This window comes from Kribbella sp., assembly GCF_035687465.1.
In the GTDB taxonomy this organism is placed as follows: domain Bacteria; phylum Actinomycetota; class Actinomycetes; order Propionibacteriales; family Kribbellaceae; genus Kribbella.
On sequence record NZ_DASRXP010000545.1, the window covers coordinates 12,990 to 30,083 of the forward strand.

Here is a 17,094-nt window from a genome sequence, read left to right on the forward strand (position 1 = left end):
CGGTCCGAACCGTGACAGTATCTGCCGTATGGAGTTCGACGTCTTCATCGAGATCCCCAAGGGCACCCGCAACAAGTACGAGCTGGATCACAAGACGAACCGGCTGCGGCTCGACCGGACCCTGTTCACCTCGACCCAGTATCCGGCCGACTACGGGTTCATCGAGGACACCCTCGGGCAGGACAGCGATCCGCTGGACGCCCTGGTGCTGCTGCCCGAGCCGACCTTCCCGGGCTGCCTGATCAAGGCTCGCGCGATCGGCATGTTCCGGATGACCGACGAGAAGGGCCCGGACGACAAGGTCGTCTGCGTGCCCGCCGGCGACCCGCGCCAGGAGCACCTGCGCGACATCCATCACCTGCCGGAGTTCGACCGGCTGGAGATCCAGCACTTCTTCGAGGTCTACAAGGACCTGGAGCCGGGCAAGTCCGTCGAGGGCGCCAGCTGGGTCGGCCGAGCCGACGCCGAAGCCGAGATCACCGCCTCCTTCAACCGCCTCAAGGCCGACCCGTCGCATTGATCTGTTGCACGTAGCTGCAATGGACCTGCCGGTGACTCCACGGCGGCGGTAGGTTGCGCTCCGTCCGGTATGCGCAGACGGAGGGGCTCGAGCTGACCTGGCAGCGACTGATCAGACCGGCCGCGGCCGGTTCCGCCCTGGTACTGCTGACCGCGGGCCTCGCAGTCCAGGCCACGGCGACCCCGGCTCCGGCCCCCCGATCGATCACCTGGGCACCCTGCGAGGAACTGCCGACGATGTCGTGCGGCACGATCACCCTGCCCGTCGACGGGGCCAAGCCGCAGGGTGCGACCTTCGAGCTGGCGATGGCGAAGCGTCCAGCCGACGACCCTGCGAACTCCAAGGGCCCGCTGTTCATCAACCCGGGCGGACCGGGCGGTTCCGGCGTCAGCTATGCGTTCGCTGCCGCTACCCGGTTCAGCCCGGACATCCTCTGGAACTTCGACATCATCGGCATCGATCCACGCGGTGTCGCCCGCAGCCACCCGGTCGTCTGCTCCAGCGACGCCCTCGGCCAACCCGGCTACAGCCCTGGGGCCTACCGCGCGCTCCACTACGGCGCCCGACCTCGAGCCGGTTCCCGGTCGCTGGTAGCACTATTCTGCATTGCACAGTAGCCTGGACTGTAGAACACCTACGGGAGGGGCGACATGACGACCACGGAGACGAGCGACAGCTATCTCAGCCAGGTGCGCGCTGAGCTTGCCGATCTGCCGGCCATGGAGCTGGACGAGGTGATGGACGACATCACCGCACACCTGACCGAACTGCGCACCGAGCTCCCAACGACCGAACTGCTGGAGGAACGTCTCGGCAGTCCCCAGCAGTACGCCGACCAGCTCCGCGCGGCCGCCGGTTATCCGGCCCGGCCGGACGGCTACGGTCCGACAAGTCGAGGTGCTGCAGCCGTTGGCTGGCTTGCACTGTCGACCGCGATCACGCCGCTGTTGCTGATCTGCTGGTTCGCCCTCGACGGTGAGTCGACGACCGCCGTGTTCGGTTGGCTTGCCGTCGGCCTGGCCCCGTCGGCTATCGGTTTACTGGCCTTACATGGCCACGACCCGGCCATCGTGACCAGCACGCCTGTCTGGCGCCGCAACGAGCGTCGCGTCCGCCGCCTGCATTCAGCACTCCCCGCAGGAGTCCAGCGCGACCTGGTCGAGGTCGGCCAGCCGGTCTGGTGGGTGCTCCGCGGTCTGATAGGCGGCGTCGCCCTGTACGGCGTGCTCGCGAGGACGACTGATGTGCCACAACTCCTGGCGGCAGCCGTCGTCGGCGCCCTCGTGTCGATCTGGCTCAACCGCCTCTCGCAGCGCAACCGCCGCTGGCTCTGGCTCCTGATCCCCCTGAACAGCATCGCCATCCTGGCCTTGGCCATCCTCCTGATCGGCGGCACGTCCGCGTGGGGCCACGACGGCTACAACTTCAGCGGGGTCCACTCGATCCACTGACCGACCCATCTCCCGGCACCAGCAGGTGCCGGGAATTCTTTCACCAGCTATTCAGCTTCGCATAGTACCGCGCGACGCATACCAGTGACGGAGACTCGATGACCCGCAAGCTCCTGGCCTTTCTGATCCTGACCACCCTGATCCCGCTCACCCCAGCGACCGCAGTGCCGGCACCCATCGATCGCACCCACGCGGTGAAGATCGACATGATCGGCCGCAACGGCAAGGCGGCGATCTCGCCGAGCGAAACGGTCATCGCCGACCTCGAAGATCCGGAGGCCTGGTACTTCGCGCGGCCGGGCGAAACCCTGCAACTGCCCGCAGGCCGGTACGCGGCAATAGCGGCGGTCTACTCGGTGTTCCCGGGTCAGTTCCGTCCTGCGATGACCAGCGTCGCGGAGCCGACCTTCCAGGTGGATGCCGCCCGGACGCTGACCCTCGACGCCCGACCGGGGCAGCGCGTCAAACTCGAGGTCGAGCAGCCCGACGCACAAATCCTCGAACAACGCGCGGGTCTGCGAATCAGTCACAACGGCAGCCACTTCAGCCTGACCGCCGGCGGCAACTCCGAGCTTTACGCAGTACCGACCGCCGGCACGCATCCGCACCTGGACTCCTACCTGCGCGTTCAACTCGAGAAGCCGCAGGCCAGTCTCACAGCGACCGCACCCGAGCGGCTCCGGGTTCCGGTCGAGTGGGTCCTGGAGGAACCGCGCCTCGCTGGCAGGCACGAACTCGAGGTTGTCGACGTGGGGCATGCGCTGCCTGCGGAGATCAAGGCGAAGGACCTTCGCGGCAAGCTGGCCGTGTTCACCTTGAGCCCCGCGGAAGCCGATCGGTACGGCGTCCGGGTGCAAGCACTCGCCGACGCCGGAGCACGTGCGGCAGCGCTGTACCTCACCGCGATGCTGAAGATCTCGGCCCGAGACGGCAAGGCGATCCCGGTCCTGCTGAGCCTCGGCAACGAGGGAAGCGGGCTGGCGCGAGCGACCCGGGCCGTCGTGGAGGGCATTGCCGCCAGTCCGTACCACTACGAACTCGCCTTCGCTCACAGCGGCGGTATCGCCCCCGGCATGACCTACCGCCCGGCGAACCGCGAACTCGCGAGGGTTCAGGCCGGCTACTACTCGCTGGGAGCCGAGCGGGTGGGCTACGCGAATATCGGTGCCCGGCAGAACGACCTGGAGATGTTCGACTTCCCCTCGCGGATCCTCACCGGCACCCGGCAGACGCGTTACTTCTCCCCGCAATCGATCACGTGGTCGCGAGTTCTTCGTACTGGCTACCAGGCGTTCCGACCCGCCGACAGCACCTACGCCCGCGGTCGAGCGGACGAGCACTGGGGCAAGGCAGTCCTGGCGCCCTCCTTGCTGGGGCTCGATCGAGATGGACTGCCGCTCGCGTCTCGAGAGGGTGACGCCATCACGGTGCAGTTGCCGCTGCGATCGGACTCCGACGGAAACCTTGGATTCGTCGGTGAGGACGACAGCAGCTCCGGCGACACTGGCGACACCGAACTGTTCGCGGACGGCCGACTGGTGAGCAGGAGCGGCGAGCCGGGCCGCGGCACCTTCAAGGTCCCGGCCACGGCATCCACTCTCCGCCTCACCTCAGAGGTCACCCGAACCCTGCCGCAATGGCCGCTGTCCAGCAAGGTCACCGCCGAGTGGACCTTCCATGCCAGCAGGACCGGCGTGCTCCCGCTACTGACAATCGGCTTCGACCCCGCCGTCGATCTGCAGAACTCAGCACCTGCCGGCGGACCGTTCACCTTCCCGGTCACGGTCCACCGCCAACCCGGCTCGACAGGCGGCCCGGCAACGCTCCGCTCAGTAGAGATCTCGTACGACGACGGCGTCACCTGGAAGCGGGCCAAGCTCCACAAGACCCCCACCGGCTGGACCGCCACCGTCAGCCACCCTTCCGGAGCCCTCTTTGCCTCGCTCCGAGCCACCGCCCACGATGCCCACGGCAACAACTTCACCACGACCATCACCCACGCCTACCACCTCCGCTGACCCTGGTGAGGTCCGGTCACTCCGGGACGAGGCGGGACAGCAGCCTCAGGAGGGTTTTGCGTTCGGCGGGTGTGAGGGGCTGGAGGAGTTCGGCCTCGGCGGCGAAGATCAGCTGGTCCATCTCCGTCAGCGCCTTCTCGCCCTTGACGGTGATCGCGACGATGTTGCGCCGCCGGTCGGCCGGATCCGTCCGGCGGACCAGGTAGCCGAGCTTCTCCAGCTCGTCGAGCATGGTGACCAGATCGCTGCGATCAAAGGCGATCCGGTCCGCCAGCGTCGCCTGCGCGGCCTCGCCGTCGTCCGCCAGACTCGCGAGCACGTGGTAGTGCTGCGTCCGAACGCCGGCCGCCGTCAACTGTTGCCGGACCAGTCGTTGCGACTGCATCGACGCCCGGCCCAGCTGCCACAGAACCCGATCACCTAGACGGTGCTTGGACGATTTCATGCCTCTCACTCTAGAGCGGCCGCCACCGATCCTATATCGTGGGAATCTCCCATTATTTCTACGACCCACGATTTGGAGAAACACCATGCGCAGCGTCCGGTACCACCAGTACGGCGGCCCCGAAGTCCTGCGACTCGACGAGGTCCCGATCCCGGAACCGGCGAGCGGCCAGGTGCTGATCGAGGTCGAGGCGATCGGCGCCAACGCGATCGACACCGTGCTCCGGCGCGGCGACAGCCCGTGGACCCGTCCCCTGCCGGGCACACTCACCGGCGACGTCGTCGGGCGGATCACCCAGCTAGGGCCGGACACGCCTCCCGGAGTACAGATTGGCCAGCGGGTCGCGGCACTGTCGGAGGACGCCTTCGCCGACTACGTCGCGGTCGATGCGGACTGGCTCGCGCCGGTTCCCGATGACGCCGACGCCGGTGCGGCCACTGTGCTCTCGATGACTGCGCCGCTCGCCCTGCGACTCCTCAAGGTCGGTCAGGTCAGCCCTGGCGACACCGTCCTGATCCAGTCCGCGGCAGGCACCATCGGACACCTCGCCGTCCAGCTTGCCCGCACCCTCGGCGCCGGCTCGATCATCGGTACTGCGTCCTCCGCCGCGAGGCTGGACTTCATCCGGTCCAACGGAGCCGGTTCCGCCATCGACAGCAGTCAGGAGGACTGGCCCGAGCAGGTTCGGAAGGTCGCACCGGACGGGGTCGACGTCGTCCTCGACGCGGTCGGTGGCAAGGTGTTCGACCAGGGCCTGGAACTGCTCGCACCGCTCGGCCGGATGGTCACTTACGGTGCGATCAGTGGCGAACTGCCCACGGTAGAAGGGAATGCGGTGTTCGGCCTGAAGTACGTCGCCGGCGTCTCGATGCTCGGCTGGCGAGCCGCGCGACCGGAGGCGGCTCGCGAGGACGTCGCCGAGGTCACCAGGCTCTGGCAGTCGGGCGAACTCCGGCCCGCCGTCCACGCCCGCTACCCGCTGCCGGAGATCGCCACCATCCACAAGATCCTCGACGACCGCACCAACCTCGGCCGCCTGGTCGCAGGCGTCTGACCTACCAGCCGATCAGCGAGTACGACGGGGCCGAAGCCGGGTCGTCCAGCGGGGTGAACCGGGTGGCTCCCGACTGGTCGGCAGTCGCCCGGTTCAGCGGAGTACTGGTGTCGCAGGCATCGGCCCTCGATCGACTCCGGCCCGTCGCCCGCCTCATCGCGGACGCGAACATCGCCTTGCTGCGCAAAGTGTTCATCGCTGGCACCGTTTCTGCACGCGGGGCTGCTCAGGGGCGGCCGAAGAAGTCCGGCTGTTCCCAGTAGTAGATGCTGTCGATGGTGACCGGGCGGCCGGTCCGCGGCGCGTGCACCATCCGGCCGTTGCCGAGGTACATCGCGACATGGAAGATCGTGCCCGGGTCGTCCGCGTTGTCGGCCCAGAAAATCAGGTCGCCGGGCCGCAGCTCGTCCTCGGAGATGTGCTTGATCTGCTCGTACTGCGCGACGCTGTAGTGCGGTAGCTGCACCCCGGCCCGATCCCAGGCACCCATCGTCAGGCCCGAGCAGTCCCACGAACCAGGACCGTCCGCACCCCACAGGTACGGCTCGCCCAGCTGCGACAAAGCGAAGTTGATCGCAGCGGTCGCGCCACGTCCGGCGCTGGACCCGCCACCGTTACCCGGCCTGCTGGGCTTGCTGGGCTTGCTCGGCTTGTCGGGCTTCTGCTTCGCCGGCTTGTGCTTCTTGTTCTCCTCGCGCTGTTCCCGCTCCTCGCGAGCCTTCTCCGCGGCGATCCGAGCCCGCTCGGCGGCTTCGCGTGCTTCGATCCGCTTGCGCAGCTCCTCGGCCTTCTTCGCAGCCAGTGCCGCGGCCCGCTGCCGGGCCAGCTCCTCGAGCCCTCGCTGCCGCTGATCGGCCACCTGGTACGACGTGTTGCGCAAGGTCGCGAGCAGCCCGATCTGCTTCTTCCGCTCGACGCCCATCGAGGCGACGGCCGCGGCCTGCTCGGCCTCAGCAGCCTGAGCGGCCGCCTTCGCCTTCGCCGCTGCGTCGGTAGCGGCCTTCACCTTGGTGACAGCCTGATCCGCCTGCAGCTTGAACGCGTTGCTGACCACCTGGGTGGCCGTGAACCGGAGGTACGAACCCTGCATCGCCTGCGAGACCGAGCGCGCGGCACCGGCCGAGTCGAGCAGTTCCTGCGGCCCCTCCGCGGTGAACAGCGGGCCGATCTTGGCGATGTCGCCACCACCTTGGTACGACGCGGCCGCGAACCGGCCGATCTGGCGGCTCTGCTCGGCGAGGGTCTGCTGCGCTTTCGCGGCGCGGTCCGCGGCTGTGGCGGCCTCGGTCTTCGCCAGCTGCAGCTTGTAGACGGCCCCGTTGTAGGCCTCGGCGGCGCGGCCGGAGACGCGCCCGAGCTCTTCGAGCCTGTCGTTGGCGCCGGCGAGCTGCTGCTCGATCGCGGCGACCTGCGCGGCCTTGTCGGCGGCCGCCTTCTTGGCGGCGTCGACGGCGGACTGGGAGGGAATTACCGGCGGCTTGGGGTCAGCCTGCGCCGGAACGGTGATCAGGGCTGTCGTGCCGGCCAGGCAGACCACGAGCACTCCGGACAGCAGTGCCCGTCCGGTCTTCCCAGTGCTCGCGACCCGCTTGCCGGAAGTAGCCCCCGAAGACATCCGCATCGGGTTCTTTCCTTCCGCCAGTCACGAACCCCTTCTCTCTGCCAGAGCAAAGTCGAGTCCCAGGGTTCGTGAACTTTTGGTCCTTCTGGACCACATACGTGACACTAGTTGCCTACAGCCCCATTGGGAACACCTTTCACACGAATAACTTTGTTGCACCTGCGTGTCGGCTTGACAAACTACAAGCTTGTAATTCACGGACCCCCACTTCCAGGCAACCAAAACCGGCGCCCACCCCCCTGAGGGATGAGCGCCGGCCGGCAGGCGTAGTACGGGCTACCGCAGCTTGTAGGTGGCAACGACCGGGAGATGGTCGGAGCCGTTGGTGGTGATCACCGCGGAAGACAGCGGCTCGACCTTCCGGGTGTGCAGCAGGTAGTCGATCCGGGCGGTCGGGTTGTCCGCCTCGATCGTGTAGCCGGGGCCGACGCCGACCTCGGCCCAGGTATCGCGCCAGACCTTGGTGAGCGTGGTGATCTCCGGGGCGGTCGGCTTGGCGTTGAGATCGCCGACCAGGACGGTCGGGATCTTCGAGTCGTCCAGCAGTTCGACGACCTTCTTCGACTGCTCGAGCCGTTCCGCGTTGTTGTTCGAGGTCAGGTGCGTGTTGGCGAGCCGCAGGTAGACGCCGCGGATCTTGATCGCCGCCACCGCCAGCCCACGCTGCTCGCCGGTCGGGTACAGCGGCAGGAGCGTGTTCTTGAAGTCCTTGATCGGATTCTTCGACAGAATCGCGGTGCCGTACTGCCGGTTGGGCTCCCCCGGGTGCAGCGGCGGCAGATCAAGGTTCGCCGCGTAGGCGTAGTGCATGTTCAGGCGGGCAGCGAACCACGCAGGCTGGTCCACCCAGTTGCTGCGCTCGCTCCAGTGCTTGTCGACCTCCTGCAGCCCGACCAGGTCGGCGCCGGAGTTCTCGATCACCTTGGCGATCCGCTCGAGATCCAGGACACCGTCCGTGCCGGCGCCGTGATGGATGTTGTACGTCAGCACCTTCAACGGCTGCCCCGGCCGATCACTGCCTCGCGGGGAGGCGGCGGCCGCCGTCGGCAGAACCATCAGCAACCCCACGACAGTGACCAGCAACCGGGTAGGAAGTTTTCGCATGACTTCATCCTGGCCGTAGCCAGGCGACACCCGCACAACCTGCGGGTATCGCCGCGCTGAATTACCGGCTTCCGAGTTAGCGACTGACAGACAACCGCGCCGCCGCGCCCTTCGGACCGGAGGCCCAGCAGGCCGACTTGTGGCCGTGCCCCACACACTCGACGCTGTCGTAGTTGCCGTCGTCGAACTGGGTCCAGCTCCGTCCGCCGTCGACACTCACGTCACTTCCGGTCGGGCCTACGGCGACCACTGTCGCCACCGTCCAGGGCACGAAGGCCGATCCACTGCGGTACATCTTCGGTGCCTTGTCCGCCGGAACCAGCTTCCAGCTGCGGCCTCCGTCGGACGTGTACGAAGCGGCGTTGACCGCGCCGCCGGTCGTCGCGAAGTCGCCGCCGATCGCCACACCGTGCAGCGGACCGCGGAAGGCCAGGCTGAAGATGCCGGCCGCCTCGCCACTGGCCATCGGGGAGTCGGTCACCTTCCAGGTCCGGCCGCCGTCGGAGGTCCGGAACACTCGCGGCCGGTCAGCGCCGCCGGTCGCGAACCATGCCGACCTCCCGGCGCCCGCGACCAGGCAGGTCCCGCTCGCCGCGAAGGCGAACTCCCCTGGCAGCGCTGCCGGCATGCCCTTGGTCGACTGGACCTTCCAGGACTTGCCACCATCGGACGTGGCGGCGATCCGGAACTTCCCGCCCACCGGGTCACTCAGCGCAAGTCCGTTCCGGGTGTTGTTGAAGTCCAAGCAGTCGTAGAACGCGACCGGATCGGTGTTGCGGAACGCCTCCGCCCAGGTCTTGCCACCATCAGCGGTCCGGAAGATCCGCGAGTCCTCACCGTTGCCGATCGCCAGTACTACCGCGTGCTTCGCGTCGAACGCCTCGACATCGCGGAACAGCAGCGTCTGGCCGGGCGGGCTGACGTTCTGCCACTTCTTCCCACCGTCGACGGTCCGCAGCACCTGCCCCTCACTCCCCGCGACCCATGCCACGTCCGCGCTAACCGCCGCCAGCCCGCGGAACTGCGACGCACTCCCGGTCGGCTTCAGCTCCCACTGGTACTTCGGTCCGTGGTGGCCGCCGGCAATCACCGCCTGGGCCGGCACCAGTTGGGACATGGCGAGCAGAACTCCGGCCGCAAGCGCGGCGATGCGCAGGGTCTTCATGCCCGGCAACGTAATACACAGCACGGACAGAACACGAGGTCTTGCCGAGGTCAATCGTCGCTGTCACTCTGAGCATCCAAATCTCGAGGAGCCGCTGAAGAATGAACGACTCCGTACTGACGTCCGTCCTGCTGCCGGTCGCGCTCGCGATCATCATGTTCGGCCTGGGCCTGACCCTGACCGTCACCGACTTCACCCGCGTACTACGCATGCCCCGCGCCGTCCTGGTTGCGCTCGGCACCCAAGTGCTCCTGCTACCGGTGATCTGCTTCGGCCTGGTGAAACTGTTCGACCTGGCCCCCGCGCTGGCCGTCGGGATGATGCTGCTGGTCGCCTCCCCCGGCGGAACCACGGCCAACCTGTTCAGCCACCTGGCCGGCGGCGACGTCGCCCTCAACGTGACCCTGACCGCGGTGAACTCGGTCCTGGCGGTGATCACTCTGCCGATCGTGGTGAACCTGTCCCTCGACCACTTCATGGGCGACGGCCAGCTCGGCCTGCAACCGGCGAAGATGCTGCAGGTGTTCGCGATCGTGCTGGTTCCTGTCGCACTGGGAATGCTGCTACGCAACAAGCAGGCGGGCTTCGCCGAGCGGATGGCGCGGCCGGTGAAGCTCGGCTCGATCCTCGTTCTCGTGCTGGTGATCTTCGCCGCGGTCTACACCGAGCGCGACAACTTCCTCGACTACCTCGCCGCTGTCGGGCTGGTCGCCGTTCTCCTGAACATCCTCAGCCTCGCCTTCGGGTACGTCCTACCGAAGCTGGCCAAGCTCGGTGAGCGCCAGTCCATCGCTTGCTCGATGGAGATCGGCATCCACAACGCCACGCTGGCGCTCACCATAGCTCTCAGCCCCTCACTGCTCGGCAACAGCGAGATGTCCATTCCGGTAGCCGTCTACGGCATCGTCATGTTCATTCCTACTGCCGCCTTCGCCTACTACCTCAGCCGGCGGTTAGTCGGAACGACTGCGTAGCCGAGTTGTTGCAGGTTTGCTGGACGAGTTGGACGCTGTCGGCGGTGGAGCCGCTGGGGACGGTCAGGCATTTGCTGCTCAGGCGACTGACGAAGTGGAAGTAGCCGCCGCCTTCGGAGACCGCCTGCCATTGCTGGTTGTTGCCGCTGCTGTAGGTCCACAGCTGCAGTCCGGCGTTGTCGGCCGAGGACACCCCGGTGACGTCGATCACCTTGGTGGCGTCGTTGCGGTTGTTCACCCGGACGAACCCGCTCGACGTCGGCTGGAACTGGAAGTTCTGCGCGAGCGATGCGTTGCAGGTGTACTGCTGGATCACCGTGCCATTCGCAGTACCGGCTGCGCGGGCGTCGACACACTTGCTGTTGCCCTTGTTGGCAACGGTGTACCAGGTGGTGGCGTCGGGCTGGTCGACCGGCGGGACCGTCCCGCCGCCACCGCCGAGCCACTTCAGCGCGTCCATCAGGAACTGGTTCTGCGCCGGGCTGTCGAAGGTCGAGGAGGTCCGGGTGTTGGTTTCGTAGTTCATCCCGTTGTGGCCGAAGTTGGCGTAGATCATCTTGAAGTTCTTGTTGGTCCAGATGATCGGGTAGTAGCCGCTGTTCCAGACCTGTGTCGTGCCGACCGGGAAGCTGGACGGGTCGATCGACGCCAGCACCTGGATGTTCGGGTTGGTGCGCAGGTCGTTCTGCCAGCTGTACCACTCACTGACCGACGAGCGGAACGTCGCGCCGGTGTTCACCAGCGACGGGTGCGTCCGGTTCTCGGCCTTCAAGGTGACCGCGGTCGGCAGCCAGGTGTTGGTGGCGAACCGGCCGGTGCCCAGGAAGGTCTGGTTGAACCAAGGCCAGTTGCTGCCGGCATCGTTGTATGCCGACACGTGGAACCCGAAGTACGCGCCGCCGTTCTCCATGTAGCGCTGGAACCCGGTCCGCTGCGCCGCGCTGTGCGGCGAGTCGTCCAGGAACATCACCACCTGGTGCTGCGCGGCGGTCAGGTTGTTCAGCTGGTCCCAGTTGTTCGTCGCCGTGTAGGTGAAGCCGTTCTGCGCGGCGAACTGCGGGAACCGCTGGTTCGCCTCCTTCACGAAGTCGATGTGCGCCGCGTCCCAGGTACCGCTGTAGAACGCGAGCACGTTGAAGGAGGCAGCGGCCTGGTCCACTCGGGCGTCCCGGGCGAACGCATTGCCGGAGGTGAGACACAGTCCGACCAGGAGCAGGGCCAGCAAGCGTGGAACCAGTCGGATCTGGGCAGGCAAAGACTTCCGAGCGGGCATGGGCGGATCCCCTCAGTCACCGGAACATCACGGAGTGAAACTTCAGGGCTTAAATTAACCCCGGGTTGAACCGGTGTCCATACTTCAGCAGACCCTTTTCAAAACTCGGGGATCCGCCCGCCCGGAACCGGCAGTGCCGGAACCCGCACCCGCTACTCGGCCAGGGCCTGTTCGATGCGTTCGACCTTGGCGGTGAGCTGGCCGGTGTAGCCGGGGCGGATGTCGGCCTTGAGGACGAGGCTGACCCGGGGTGAGACGGCGGTGACGGCCTCGACGGCCTGCTTCACCACCGCCATCACCTCGTCCCACTCCCCCTCGATGTTGGTGAACATCGCGTTGGTCTCGTTCGGCAGGCCGGAGGCGCGAACGACGCGGACCGCCTCGGCGACCGCCTCGCTTACGCCACCGGTCTCGTCCCCGGACCCCGGGCTGATGCTGAATGCAACGATCATGCTTCCAGCTTGTCAGCTTCTTCCTGAGCTCTGCGCTCGGCCCCTGAGGTGGTGAGCAGTGCCTTCTCCTTGATGAAGAAGACGGCGATCATGGCGAGCACCGCGAACGGCACCGACATCATGAACAGGTCCGCGGTCGCCGCGCCGTACGCGTTCTCTACCACCGCCCGCGCCTCCGGCGGCAGCTCCGCGATGTTCGGTACGGCGCTGCTGCCACCGGACGAGGCACCGCCCGGGTTCAGCGTCTCGGTGACCTTGTTGGCCAGGATCGCGCCCAGCACGCTGACCCCGATGGTTCCGCCCATACTGCGGAAGAAGCTCACCGACGAGGTGGCCGCGCCCAGCTCCCGGGCCGGTACGTCGTTCTGCGCGGCGAGCACCAAGTTCTGCATCACCAGGCCGATGCCGACGCCGAGCACGATCATGAAGGCCCAGAGCAGGTACTTCGAGGTGTGCGCGTCGATCGTGCCGAACAACGCCAGCCCGATCGGCAGCAGGATGCTGCCGATGACCAGGTAGATCTTCCACTTCCCGTACTTCGTGATCAATCCACCGGCGATGGTGGAGGCGACCATCATGCCGAGGATCATCGGCAGGCTCATCAGACCGGCCTTGGTCGGCGAGTATCCCTGCGCGATCTGGAAGTACTGCGCCAGGAACACCGAGCCGCCGAACATCGCCACTCCGACGAGGGCGCTGGCGATGATGGACAGCGTCACCGTGCGGTTGCGGAACAGGTCCATCGGGATGATCGGCTCAGGGTGCCGGCGTTCGACCAGCACGGCAGCCACCAACGCTGCCAGGGCCACCGCGACGAGCAGGAAGCTCCAACCGGACGCCCAGTCGAACTTGCTCCCGGCGAACGAGGACCAGACCAGCAGCGTGCTCACGCCGCCGGTGATCAGGAAGGCGCCCCACCAGTCGATCTTCACCTCACGGCGGACGGTCGGGAGCTTCAGCGTGCGCTGCAGCAGGACGATCGCCGCCAGCACGAACGGCACACCTACCAGGAAACAGGCTCGCCAGCCCAGCGGCGAGTCGACCAGGAAGCCGCCGAGCAGCGGACCGCCGACCGTCGCCGAGGCGAAGATCGCGCCGAAGATCCCGGAGTACCGGCCGAGCTCACGCGGCGGGATGATCGCCGCCATCACGATCTGCACCAGGGCGGTCAGACCACCGGCGCCGAGGCCCTGCAGGACCCGGCTGCCCAGCAGTACCTCGATGTTCGGGGTGAGGCCGGCGACGACCGAGCCGACCACGAAGAACCCGAGCGACAGCTGGACCAGCAGCTTGTTGTTGTAGAGGTCGGCGAGTTTGCCCCACAACGGCACCGTGGCCGTCATCGTGAGCAACTCCAACGTGATGACCCAGGTGTAGGACGACTGGCTGGCGCCCAGGTCGTGGATGATCCGCGGCAGCGCGGTCGACACCACGGTGCCGGCCAGGATCGCGACGAACATCCCCATCATCAGGCCGGAGATCGCCTGGATGGTCTGGCGCGGGGTGAGCTGGACAACGGCCTCGGCCGCGATGACGTCCGCCCCGGCGGTTCCGTCCGCGTCGGCCGCGGAGGGGGAGGGCGTAGAGGTCGATGTCATTCCTGACCTTCCTTGTCGGTTCTGAGAATTGCGTTCTTGTCGAAGGCAGGGTCGAGTCCGTCCGCGAGGATGAGGAACGCCTCGTCCACCAGCGAACGCAGCGAGCGGCCCGGCTCGGTCTTCTGTTTCTCTGCCGCGACCCGGACAGCGGCCGTGGCGGCGGCGACAATCAGCGCCGGACGGATGGCCGAGGCAGGTTCGCCCATCCGCTCGGCCAGCGCCGCGGACATCGCCCGCTCGTCCTCGGCGCCGAGCAGGACGAACTGGGTCAGCAGGCTCGGCGACTGCATGATCAGCCCGATCCGTTGTGAGAGCGGGGTCTGGTGGTCCTCGAGATCGCTGAGCGCCTGGTCGAAGATCATCCGCATCGTGGTGAGCGGCGACTGCCCGGCCGGCGCCTCGCGCAACCGCTGCAGGGCTCGCTCCAGTTCCTCGGGATCGCGACCGAGAATCGCGTGCTCCTTGTGCTGGAAGTAGTTGAAGAAGGTTCGCACCGAGACGTCCGCGGCCTCGCTGATCTCCTCGACCGTGACGTGGTCCGGCCCCTTCTCCAGCGCCAGCCGGAGCGCCGCGGCCGCGAGCGCCGCCCGGGTCTCCCGCTTCTTCCGCTCCCGACGGCCGACCAGGTGATCCCGCAGCCGTTCCCGATCCTCGGCGCTCGGCGCGCTCTCCTCGGTTTGCATCACCACTCCACGGTAGACGAACTTGCAGTGAGTGCAAATTAATATCCGTGCAACTTTGCAGGCCTGCAGTAAGACAGTGACGCTGATCACCAGGACTGCTACTCATGGCGCTCGACCCGCTACGGTGCGTCGATGCGCCCTTCCGAGACTGACCCGTCCGTTATGTCCCGTCGCCGGTTCGCCGGCTTGACTGCCTTCTCCTCCGCCGCCGCGCTCAGCCTCACCCAGATCAGTACGGCCCGTGCCGCCGCCCCTCGCGAGTTCGTCCCGGCCGTCGTGATCGGCACCGGCTACGGAGCCGCCGTCACCGCCCTCCGGCTCGGCGAGGCCGGTGTCGCGACCACGATGGTCGAGATGGGCCAGTTGTGGAACAAACCCGGCAAGGACGGCAACGTCTTCTGCTCGACCCTTCAACCGGACAACCGCTCGATGTGGTTCGGCCGCCGCACCAAGGCTCCCCTCGACACCTTTCTCTGGCTCGACGTGGTGAACCGCGACCTCGGTACGCCGTACGCCGGCGTGCTCGACCGGATCGACTTCCCGAACATGGGCGTGTACGTCGGGCGCGGCGTCGGCGGTGGTTCCCTGGTCAACGGCGGGATGGCGCCGACCCCACAACGCTCGTACTTCGAGAAGGTGCTGCCCCGGGTCGACGCGAACCAGATGTACCGGCAGTACTTCCCACTGGCGAACCGCATGCTCGGCGTGAACACGATCGACCCGCGGTATCTCGAGAAGACCCCGGTCTACCGCTACGCGCGGGTGTCCCGGCGACATGCGCACCAGGCCGGGTTCCGGACCGCGGTGATCCCGAACGTCTACGACTTCCGCTACCTGGAGAAGGAGGAACGCAAGCAGGTCCCGCGTTCTGCCCTGGCAGCCGAGGTGATCTATGGCAACAACCACGGCAAGCAGACCCTCGACAAGACCTACCTGGCCGAGGCCGTCGGCACCGGCAAGGTGACGATCCGCACCCTCACCCGGGTGCTGGCGATCCGCCAGGACCGGCGCGGCTACGTCCTTACGCTCGAACAGATCGATGCCTGGGGCAAAGTCCTCCGCCGGAGCGAGCTGGGTTGCAAGCACCTCTTCCTCGGCGCGGGCAGCATCGGCTCGACCGAGTTGTTGCTCAGGGCCCGCGAAACCGGAGAGCTGCCTGAGCTCTCCGAGACGATCGGCACCGGCTGGGGCACCAACGGCAACGTGATGACGTCCCGCGCGAACCACCTGTGGGATCCGACCGGGTTCCTCCAGTCGACCATCCCGACCGTTGCCATCGACAACTGGAACGACCCGGTCCACCCGGCCTTCGCGGAGATCGCCCCGCTGCCGGTCGGCCTGGAGACCTGGGCGAGTCTCTATCTGGCGATCACCGCCAGCCGTGAACGTGGCCGGCTCAGCTATGACAGCAACGCCGACCGCGCCCAACTCCACTGGGGTTCAACCCAGAGCGACCCTTCGATCGCGGCCGCCCGGGCTCTGTTCGACAAGATCAACCGCGCCACGGGTACGACGTACCGGCGGGATCTCTTCAGCGGGAACCGCGAGTTCGCCGCGGACTTCTGCTACCACCCGCTCGGCGGTTGCGTCCTGGGTAAGGCAACCGACGACTACGGTCGCGTCCGCGGCTACCGCAACCTCTACGTCACCGACGGTTCGCTGCTCCCCGGCTCGATCGGCGTGAACCCCTTCGTCACCATCACAGCCCTTGCCGAACGCAACATCGCCAAGGTGATCGCCACAGACCTCAAACCCTGATCCTCGGTACCCAGGCCGGTACGGCTCGGCAGTACTCCTCGTACTGCCGGCCGTAGCGCCTGCGCAGTACCGGCTCCTCGTACCAGTGCACGAACGACGCCATTACTGCCCAACTAACGACGGCATAGATCAGCAACCCGACATCCAGGAACAGCAACGCTTGCCCGAGCACGGCAGCCACCACGCCGACGTACATGGGATTGCGGACGAAGCGGTAGTCGCCGCCGATCACCAACTGCTCGGTCGGCGCGATGGGCGCGGGAGTCCCGCGACCCTCGCGAACGAATCGGACGAAGGCGCGCAGGAGCAGCAGCAGTCCCGCGACCACCAGGACGATCCCGGGCCAGAACCGTGGTGCGGGCCAGCCGCTGATCCACCAAGGAACCAAGCCCGCAACCACGCAAGGCGCCGCGAAGAAGAAGGCTGTGCTGCCAAGGGCTGCCTTAACCATGATCAAGCCGATCCAGAACCCGGTCAGCGAGATCGCAGAAGGTGCGGAGCTCTGCTGGAGTGAGGTCGGCGAACCACTCGGCGACTGCCGCGAAGTCGCCGGCGTCCCGTTGTTTCCAGTACGCCGCGTTCGCGTTCGTTGTCGAGAGCAACTTCCGGCGGCCGTCCGCGGGATCGGGCTCGACCTGCAGCATGTCCTTGCGCACCAGGGCGGCGACGATCTGCGCGACATTCTGATGAGTGCTGCCGAGGGCCGCGGCCGCCTCCGCCAGCGAGGGCTTGCCCAAAGCCGACACCACAGTGATCAACGCCGCCTGCTGCGTCGTCAGGCCGTCGGAGCGCAAGCGTTCATCCATCGCATAGCGCAACCTCTGCGCGAGCGTGAGCACGGTACGGAACGCCCTCACCGACGGCTCGAGCTCCGAGGCCGGCCCGATCCCGAGGAGGTCCGTGGTCTTGTCCTGAGCTGACATAGGCAATATATTACCTATCAATCGCCACGGGGACAATGAGCAAGGGGGACAACTG

Annotated in this window: 18 protein-coding genes; 7 read left to right on the forward strand and 11 right to left on the reverse strand. The window is 66.9% G+C overall.

Annotation, left to right across the window (positions count from 1 at the left end):
• The first annotated feature begins 28 nt into the window (after positions 1–28).
• The 4 genes from VFG33_RS28780 to VFG33_RS28795 all read left to right on the forward strand — a co-directional run bounded on the left by VFG33_RS28780 (position 29) and on the right by VFG33_RS28795 (position 3,989).
• On the forward strand, positions 29–520 hold the full coding sequence (locus VFG33_RS28780) for an inorganic diphosphatase (RefSeq protein WP_325056111.1): 492 nt from the start codon (positions 29–31) through the stop codon (positions 518–520).
• Positions 521–573: 53 nt separating this feature from the next.
• On the forward strand, positions 574–1,137 hold the full coding sequence (locus VFG33_RS28785; RefSeq protein ID WP_325056112.1) for a hypothetical protein: 564 nt from the start codon (positions 574–576) through the stop codon (positions 1,135–1,137).
• A 33-nt stretch (positions 1,138–1,170) separates the two neighbouring features.
• Positions 1,171–1,971: a DUF1700 domain-containing protein gene (locus VFG33_RS28790; protein WP_325056113.1), complete on the forward strand. Its 801-nt coding sequence runs from the start codon at positions 1,171–1,173 to the stop codon at positions 1,969–1,971.
• 98 nt (positions 1,972–2,069) lie between these two features.
• Positions 2,070–3,989, forward strand: coding sequence for a hypothetical protein (locus tag VFG33_RS28795; protein WP_325056114.1), 1,920 nt, complete (start codon positions 2,070–2,072; stop codon positions 3,987–3,989).
• 16 nt (positions 3,990–4,005) lie between these two features.
• Here the strand turns inward: VFG33_RS28795 and VFG33_RS28800 are convergent, their stop codons facing one another.
• On the reverse strand, positions 4,006–4,434 hold the full coding sequence (locus VFG33_RS28800) for a MarR family winged helix-turn-helix transcriptional regulator (protein WP_325056115.1): 429 nt from the start codon (positions 4,432–4,434) through the stop codon (positions 4,006–4,008).
• Positions 4,435–4,519: 85 nt separating this feature from the next.
• Between VFG33_RS28800 and VFG33_RS28805 the strand changes: the two genes are divergently transcribed.
• Positions 4,520–5,488 (forward strand): quinone oxidoreductase family protein, encoded by a 969-nt coding sequence (locus VFG33_RS28805; protein WP_325056116.1) that lies wholly within the window; start codon positions 4,520–4,522, stop codon positions 5,486–5,488.
• A gap of 1 nt (position 5,489) precedes the next feature.
• Here VFG33_RS28805 and VFG33_RS28810 read toward each other — a convergent pair whose 3' ends face one another.
• The 4 genes from VFG33_RS28810 to VFG33_RS28825 form a co-directional block, all read right to left on the reverse strand.
• Positions 5,490–5,684 (reverse strand): hypothetical protein, encoded by a 195-nt coding sequence (locus VFG33_RS28810; RefSeq protein WP_325056117.1) that lies wholly within the window; start codon positions 5,682–5,684, stop codon positions 5,490–5,492.
• Between the two features lie 30 nt (positions 5,685–5,714).
• A complete protein-coding gene (locus VFG33_RS28815) occupies positions 5,715–7,109 on the reverse strand; it encodes a C40 family peptidase (RefSeq protein ID WP_325056118.1) in 1,395 nt (464 codons plus the stop codon).
• A gap of 276 nt (positions 7,110–7,385) precedes the next feature.
• On the reverse strand, positions 7,386–8,213 hold the full coding sequence (locus VFG33_RS28820; protein WP_325056119.1) for an endonuclease/exonuclease/phosphatase family protein: 828 nt from the start codon (positions 8,211–8,213) through the stop codon (positions 7,386–7,388).
• Between the two features lie 76 nt (positions 8,214–8,289).
• Positions 8,290–9,378 (reverse strand): WD40/YVTN/BNR-like repeat-containing protein, encoded by a 1,089-nt coding sequence (locus tag VFG33_RS28825; RefSeq protein WP_325056120.1) that lies wholly within the window; start codon positions 9,376–9,378, stop codon positions 8,290–8,292.
• Positions 9,379–9,479: 101 nt separating this feature from the next.
• Between VFG33_RS28825 and VFG33_RS28830 the strand changes: the two genes are divergently transcribed.
• Entirely contained in the window at positions 9,480–10,352 is an 873-nt protein-coding gene (locus tag VFG33_RS28830) for a bile acid:sodium symporter family protein (protein WP_325056121.1), read from the forward strand.
• Here the strand turns inward: VFG33_RS28830 and VFG33_RS28835 are convergent.
• The 4 genes from VFG33_RS28835 to VFG33_RS28850 all read right to left on the reverse strand — a co-directional run bounded on the left by VFG33_RS28835 (position 10,321) and on the right by VFG33_RS28850 (position 14,358).
• A complete protein-coding gene (locus VFG33_RS28835) occupies positions 10,321–11,625 on the reverse strand; it encodes a ThuA domain-containing protein (protein ID WP_325056122.1) in 1,305 nt (434 codons plus the stop codon). The genes VFG33_RS28830 and VFG33_RS28835 overlap by 32 nt on opposite strands.
• 152 nt (positions 11,626–11,777) lie before the next feature.
• On the reverse strand, positions 11,778–12,077 hold the full coding sequence (locus VFG33_RS28840) for a thiamine-binding protein (protein WP_325056123.1): 300 nt from the start codon (positions 12,075–12,077) through the stop codon (positions 11,778–11,780).
• Positions 12,074–13,675, reverse strand: a complete 1,602-nt coding sequence (locus tag VFG33_RS28845) for an MDR family MFS transporter (protein ID WP_325056124.1) — start codon at positions 13,673–13,675, stop codon at positions 12,074–12,076. Before VFG33_RS28845 ends, VFG33_RS28840 begins: the two co-directional genes overlap by 4 nt.
• The gene (locus VFG33_RS28850; protein ID WP_325056140.1) at positions 13,672–14,358 is read right to left on the reverse strand and encodes a TetR/AcrR family transcriptional regulator; all 687 of its coding nucleotides are present in this window, start codon (positions 14,356–14,358) and stop codon (positions 13,672–13,674) included. The genes VFG33_RS28845 and VFG33_RS28850 overlap by 4 nt, the downstream gene beginning before the upstream one ends.
• Positions 14,359–14,490: 132 nt before the next feature.
• On the opposite strand from VFG33_RS28850, the gene VFG33_RS28855 reads away from it, so the two are divergent.
• Positions 14,491–16,116, forward strand: a complete 1,626-nt coding sequence (locus tag VFG33_RS28855; protein WP_325056125.1) for a GMC oxidoreductase — start codon at positions 14,491–14,493, stop codon at positions 16,114–16,116.
• Here VFG33_RS28855 and VFG33_RS28860 read toward each other — a convergent pair.
• Entirely contained in the window at positions 16,106–16,567 is a 462-nt protein-coding gene (locus VFG33_RS28860; protein WP_325056126.1) for a methyltransferase family protein, read from the reverse strand. The two genes, VFG33_RS28855 and VFG33_RS28860, sit on opposite strands and share 11 nt — an antisense overlap.
• Positions 16,560–17,039 (reverse strand): MarR family winged helix-turn-helix transcriptional regulator, encoded by a 480-nt coding sequence (locus VFG33_RS28865; protein ID WP_325056127.1) that lies wholly within the window; start codon positions 17,037–17,039, stop codon positions 16,560–16,562. The genes VFG33_RS28860 and VFG33_RS28865 overlap by 8 nt, the downstream gene beginning before the upstream one ends.
• Positions 17,040–17,094 lie beyond the last annotated feature (55 nt).

What these genes read in the sequence shown, in the direction of transcription:
- VFG33_RS28780 (WP_325056111.1), top strand. Translation starts at nt 29, where the DNA reads ATGGAGTTCGACGTCTTCATCGAGATCCCCAAGGGCACCCGCAACAAG.
- VFG33_RS28790 (WP_325056113.1), top strand. Translation starts at nt 1,171, where the DNA reads ATGACGACCACGGAGACGAGCGACAGCTATCTCAGCCAGGTGCGCGCT.
- VFG33_RS28795 (WP_325056114.1), top strand. Translation starts at nt 2,070, where the DNA reads ATGACCCGCAAGCTCCTGGCCTTTCTGATCCTGACCACCCTGATCCCG.
- VFG33_RS28800 (WP_325056115.1), bottom strand. Translation starts at nt 4,434, where the DNA reads ATGAAATCGTCCAAGCACCGTCTAGGTGATCGGGTTCTGTGGCAGCTG.
- VFG33_RS28805 (WP_325056116.1), top strand. Translation starts at nt 4,520, where the DNA reads ATGCGCAGCGTCCGGTACCACCAGTACGGCGGCCCCGAAGTCCTGCGA.
- VFG33_RS28810 (WP_325056117.1), bottom strand. Translation starts at nt 5,684, where the DNA reads ATGAACACTTTGCGCAGCAAGGCGATGTTCGCGTCCGCGATGAGGCGG.
- VFG33_RS28815 (WP_325056118.1), bottom strand. Translation starts at nt 7,109, where the DNA reads ATGCGGATGTCTTCGGGGGCTACTTCCGGCAAGCGGGTCGCGAGCACT.
- VFG33_RS28820 (WP_325056119.1), bottom strand. Translation starts at nt 8,213, where the DNA reads ATGCGAAAACTTCCTACCCGGTTGCTGGTCACTGTCGTGGGGTTGCTG.
- VFG33_RS28825 (WP_325056120.1), bottom strand. Translation starts at nt 9,378, where the DNA reads ATGAAGACCCTGCGCATCGCCGCGCTTGCGGCCGGAGTTCTGCTCGCC.
- VFG33_RS28830 (WP_325056121.1), top strand. Translation starts at nt 9,480, where the DNA reads ATGAACGACTCCGTACTGACGTCCGTCCTGCTGCCGGTCGCGCTCGCG.
- VFG33_RS28835 (WP_325056122.1), bottom strand. Translation starts at nt 11,625, where the DNA reads ATGCCCGCTCGGAAGTCTTTGCCTGCCCAGATCCGACTGGTTCCACGC.
- VFG33_RS28840 (WP_325056123.1), bottom strand. Translation starts at nt 12,077, where the DNA reads ATGATCGTTGCATTCAGCATCAGCCCGGGGTCCGGGGACGAGACCGGT.
- VFG33_RS28845 (WP_325056124.1), bottom strand. Translation starts at nt 13,675, where the DNA reads ATGACATCGACCTCTACGCCCTCCCCCTCCGCGGCCGACGCGGACGGA.
- VFG33_RS28850 (WP_325056140.1), bottom strand. Translation starts at nt 14,358, where the DNA reads ATGCAAACCGAGGAGAGCGCGCCGAGCGCCGAGGATCGGGAACGGCTG.
- VFG33_RS28855 (WP_325056125.1), top strand. Translation starts at nt 14,491, where the DNA reads ATGCGCCCTTCCGAGACTGACCCGTCCGTTATGTCCCGTCGCCGGTTC.
- VFG33_RS28860 (WP_325056126.1), bottom strand. Translation starts at nt 16,567, where the DNA reads ATGGTTAAGGCAGCCCTTGGCAGCACAGCCTTCTTCTTCGCGGCGCCT.
- VFG33_RS28865 (WP_325056127.1), bottom strand. Translation starts at nt 17,039, where the DNA reads ATGTCAGCTCAGGACAAGACCACGGACCTCCTCGGGATCGGGCCGGCC.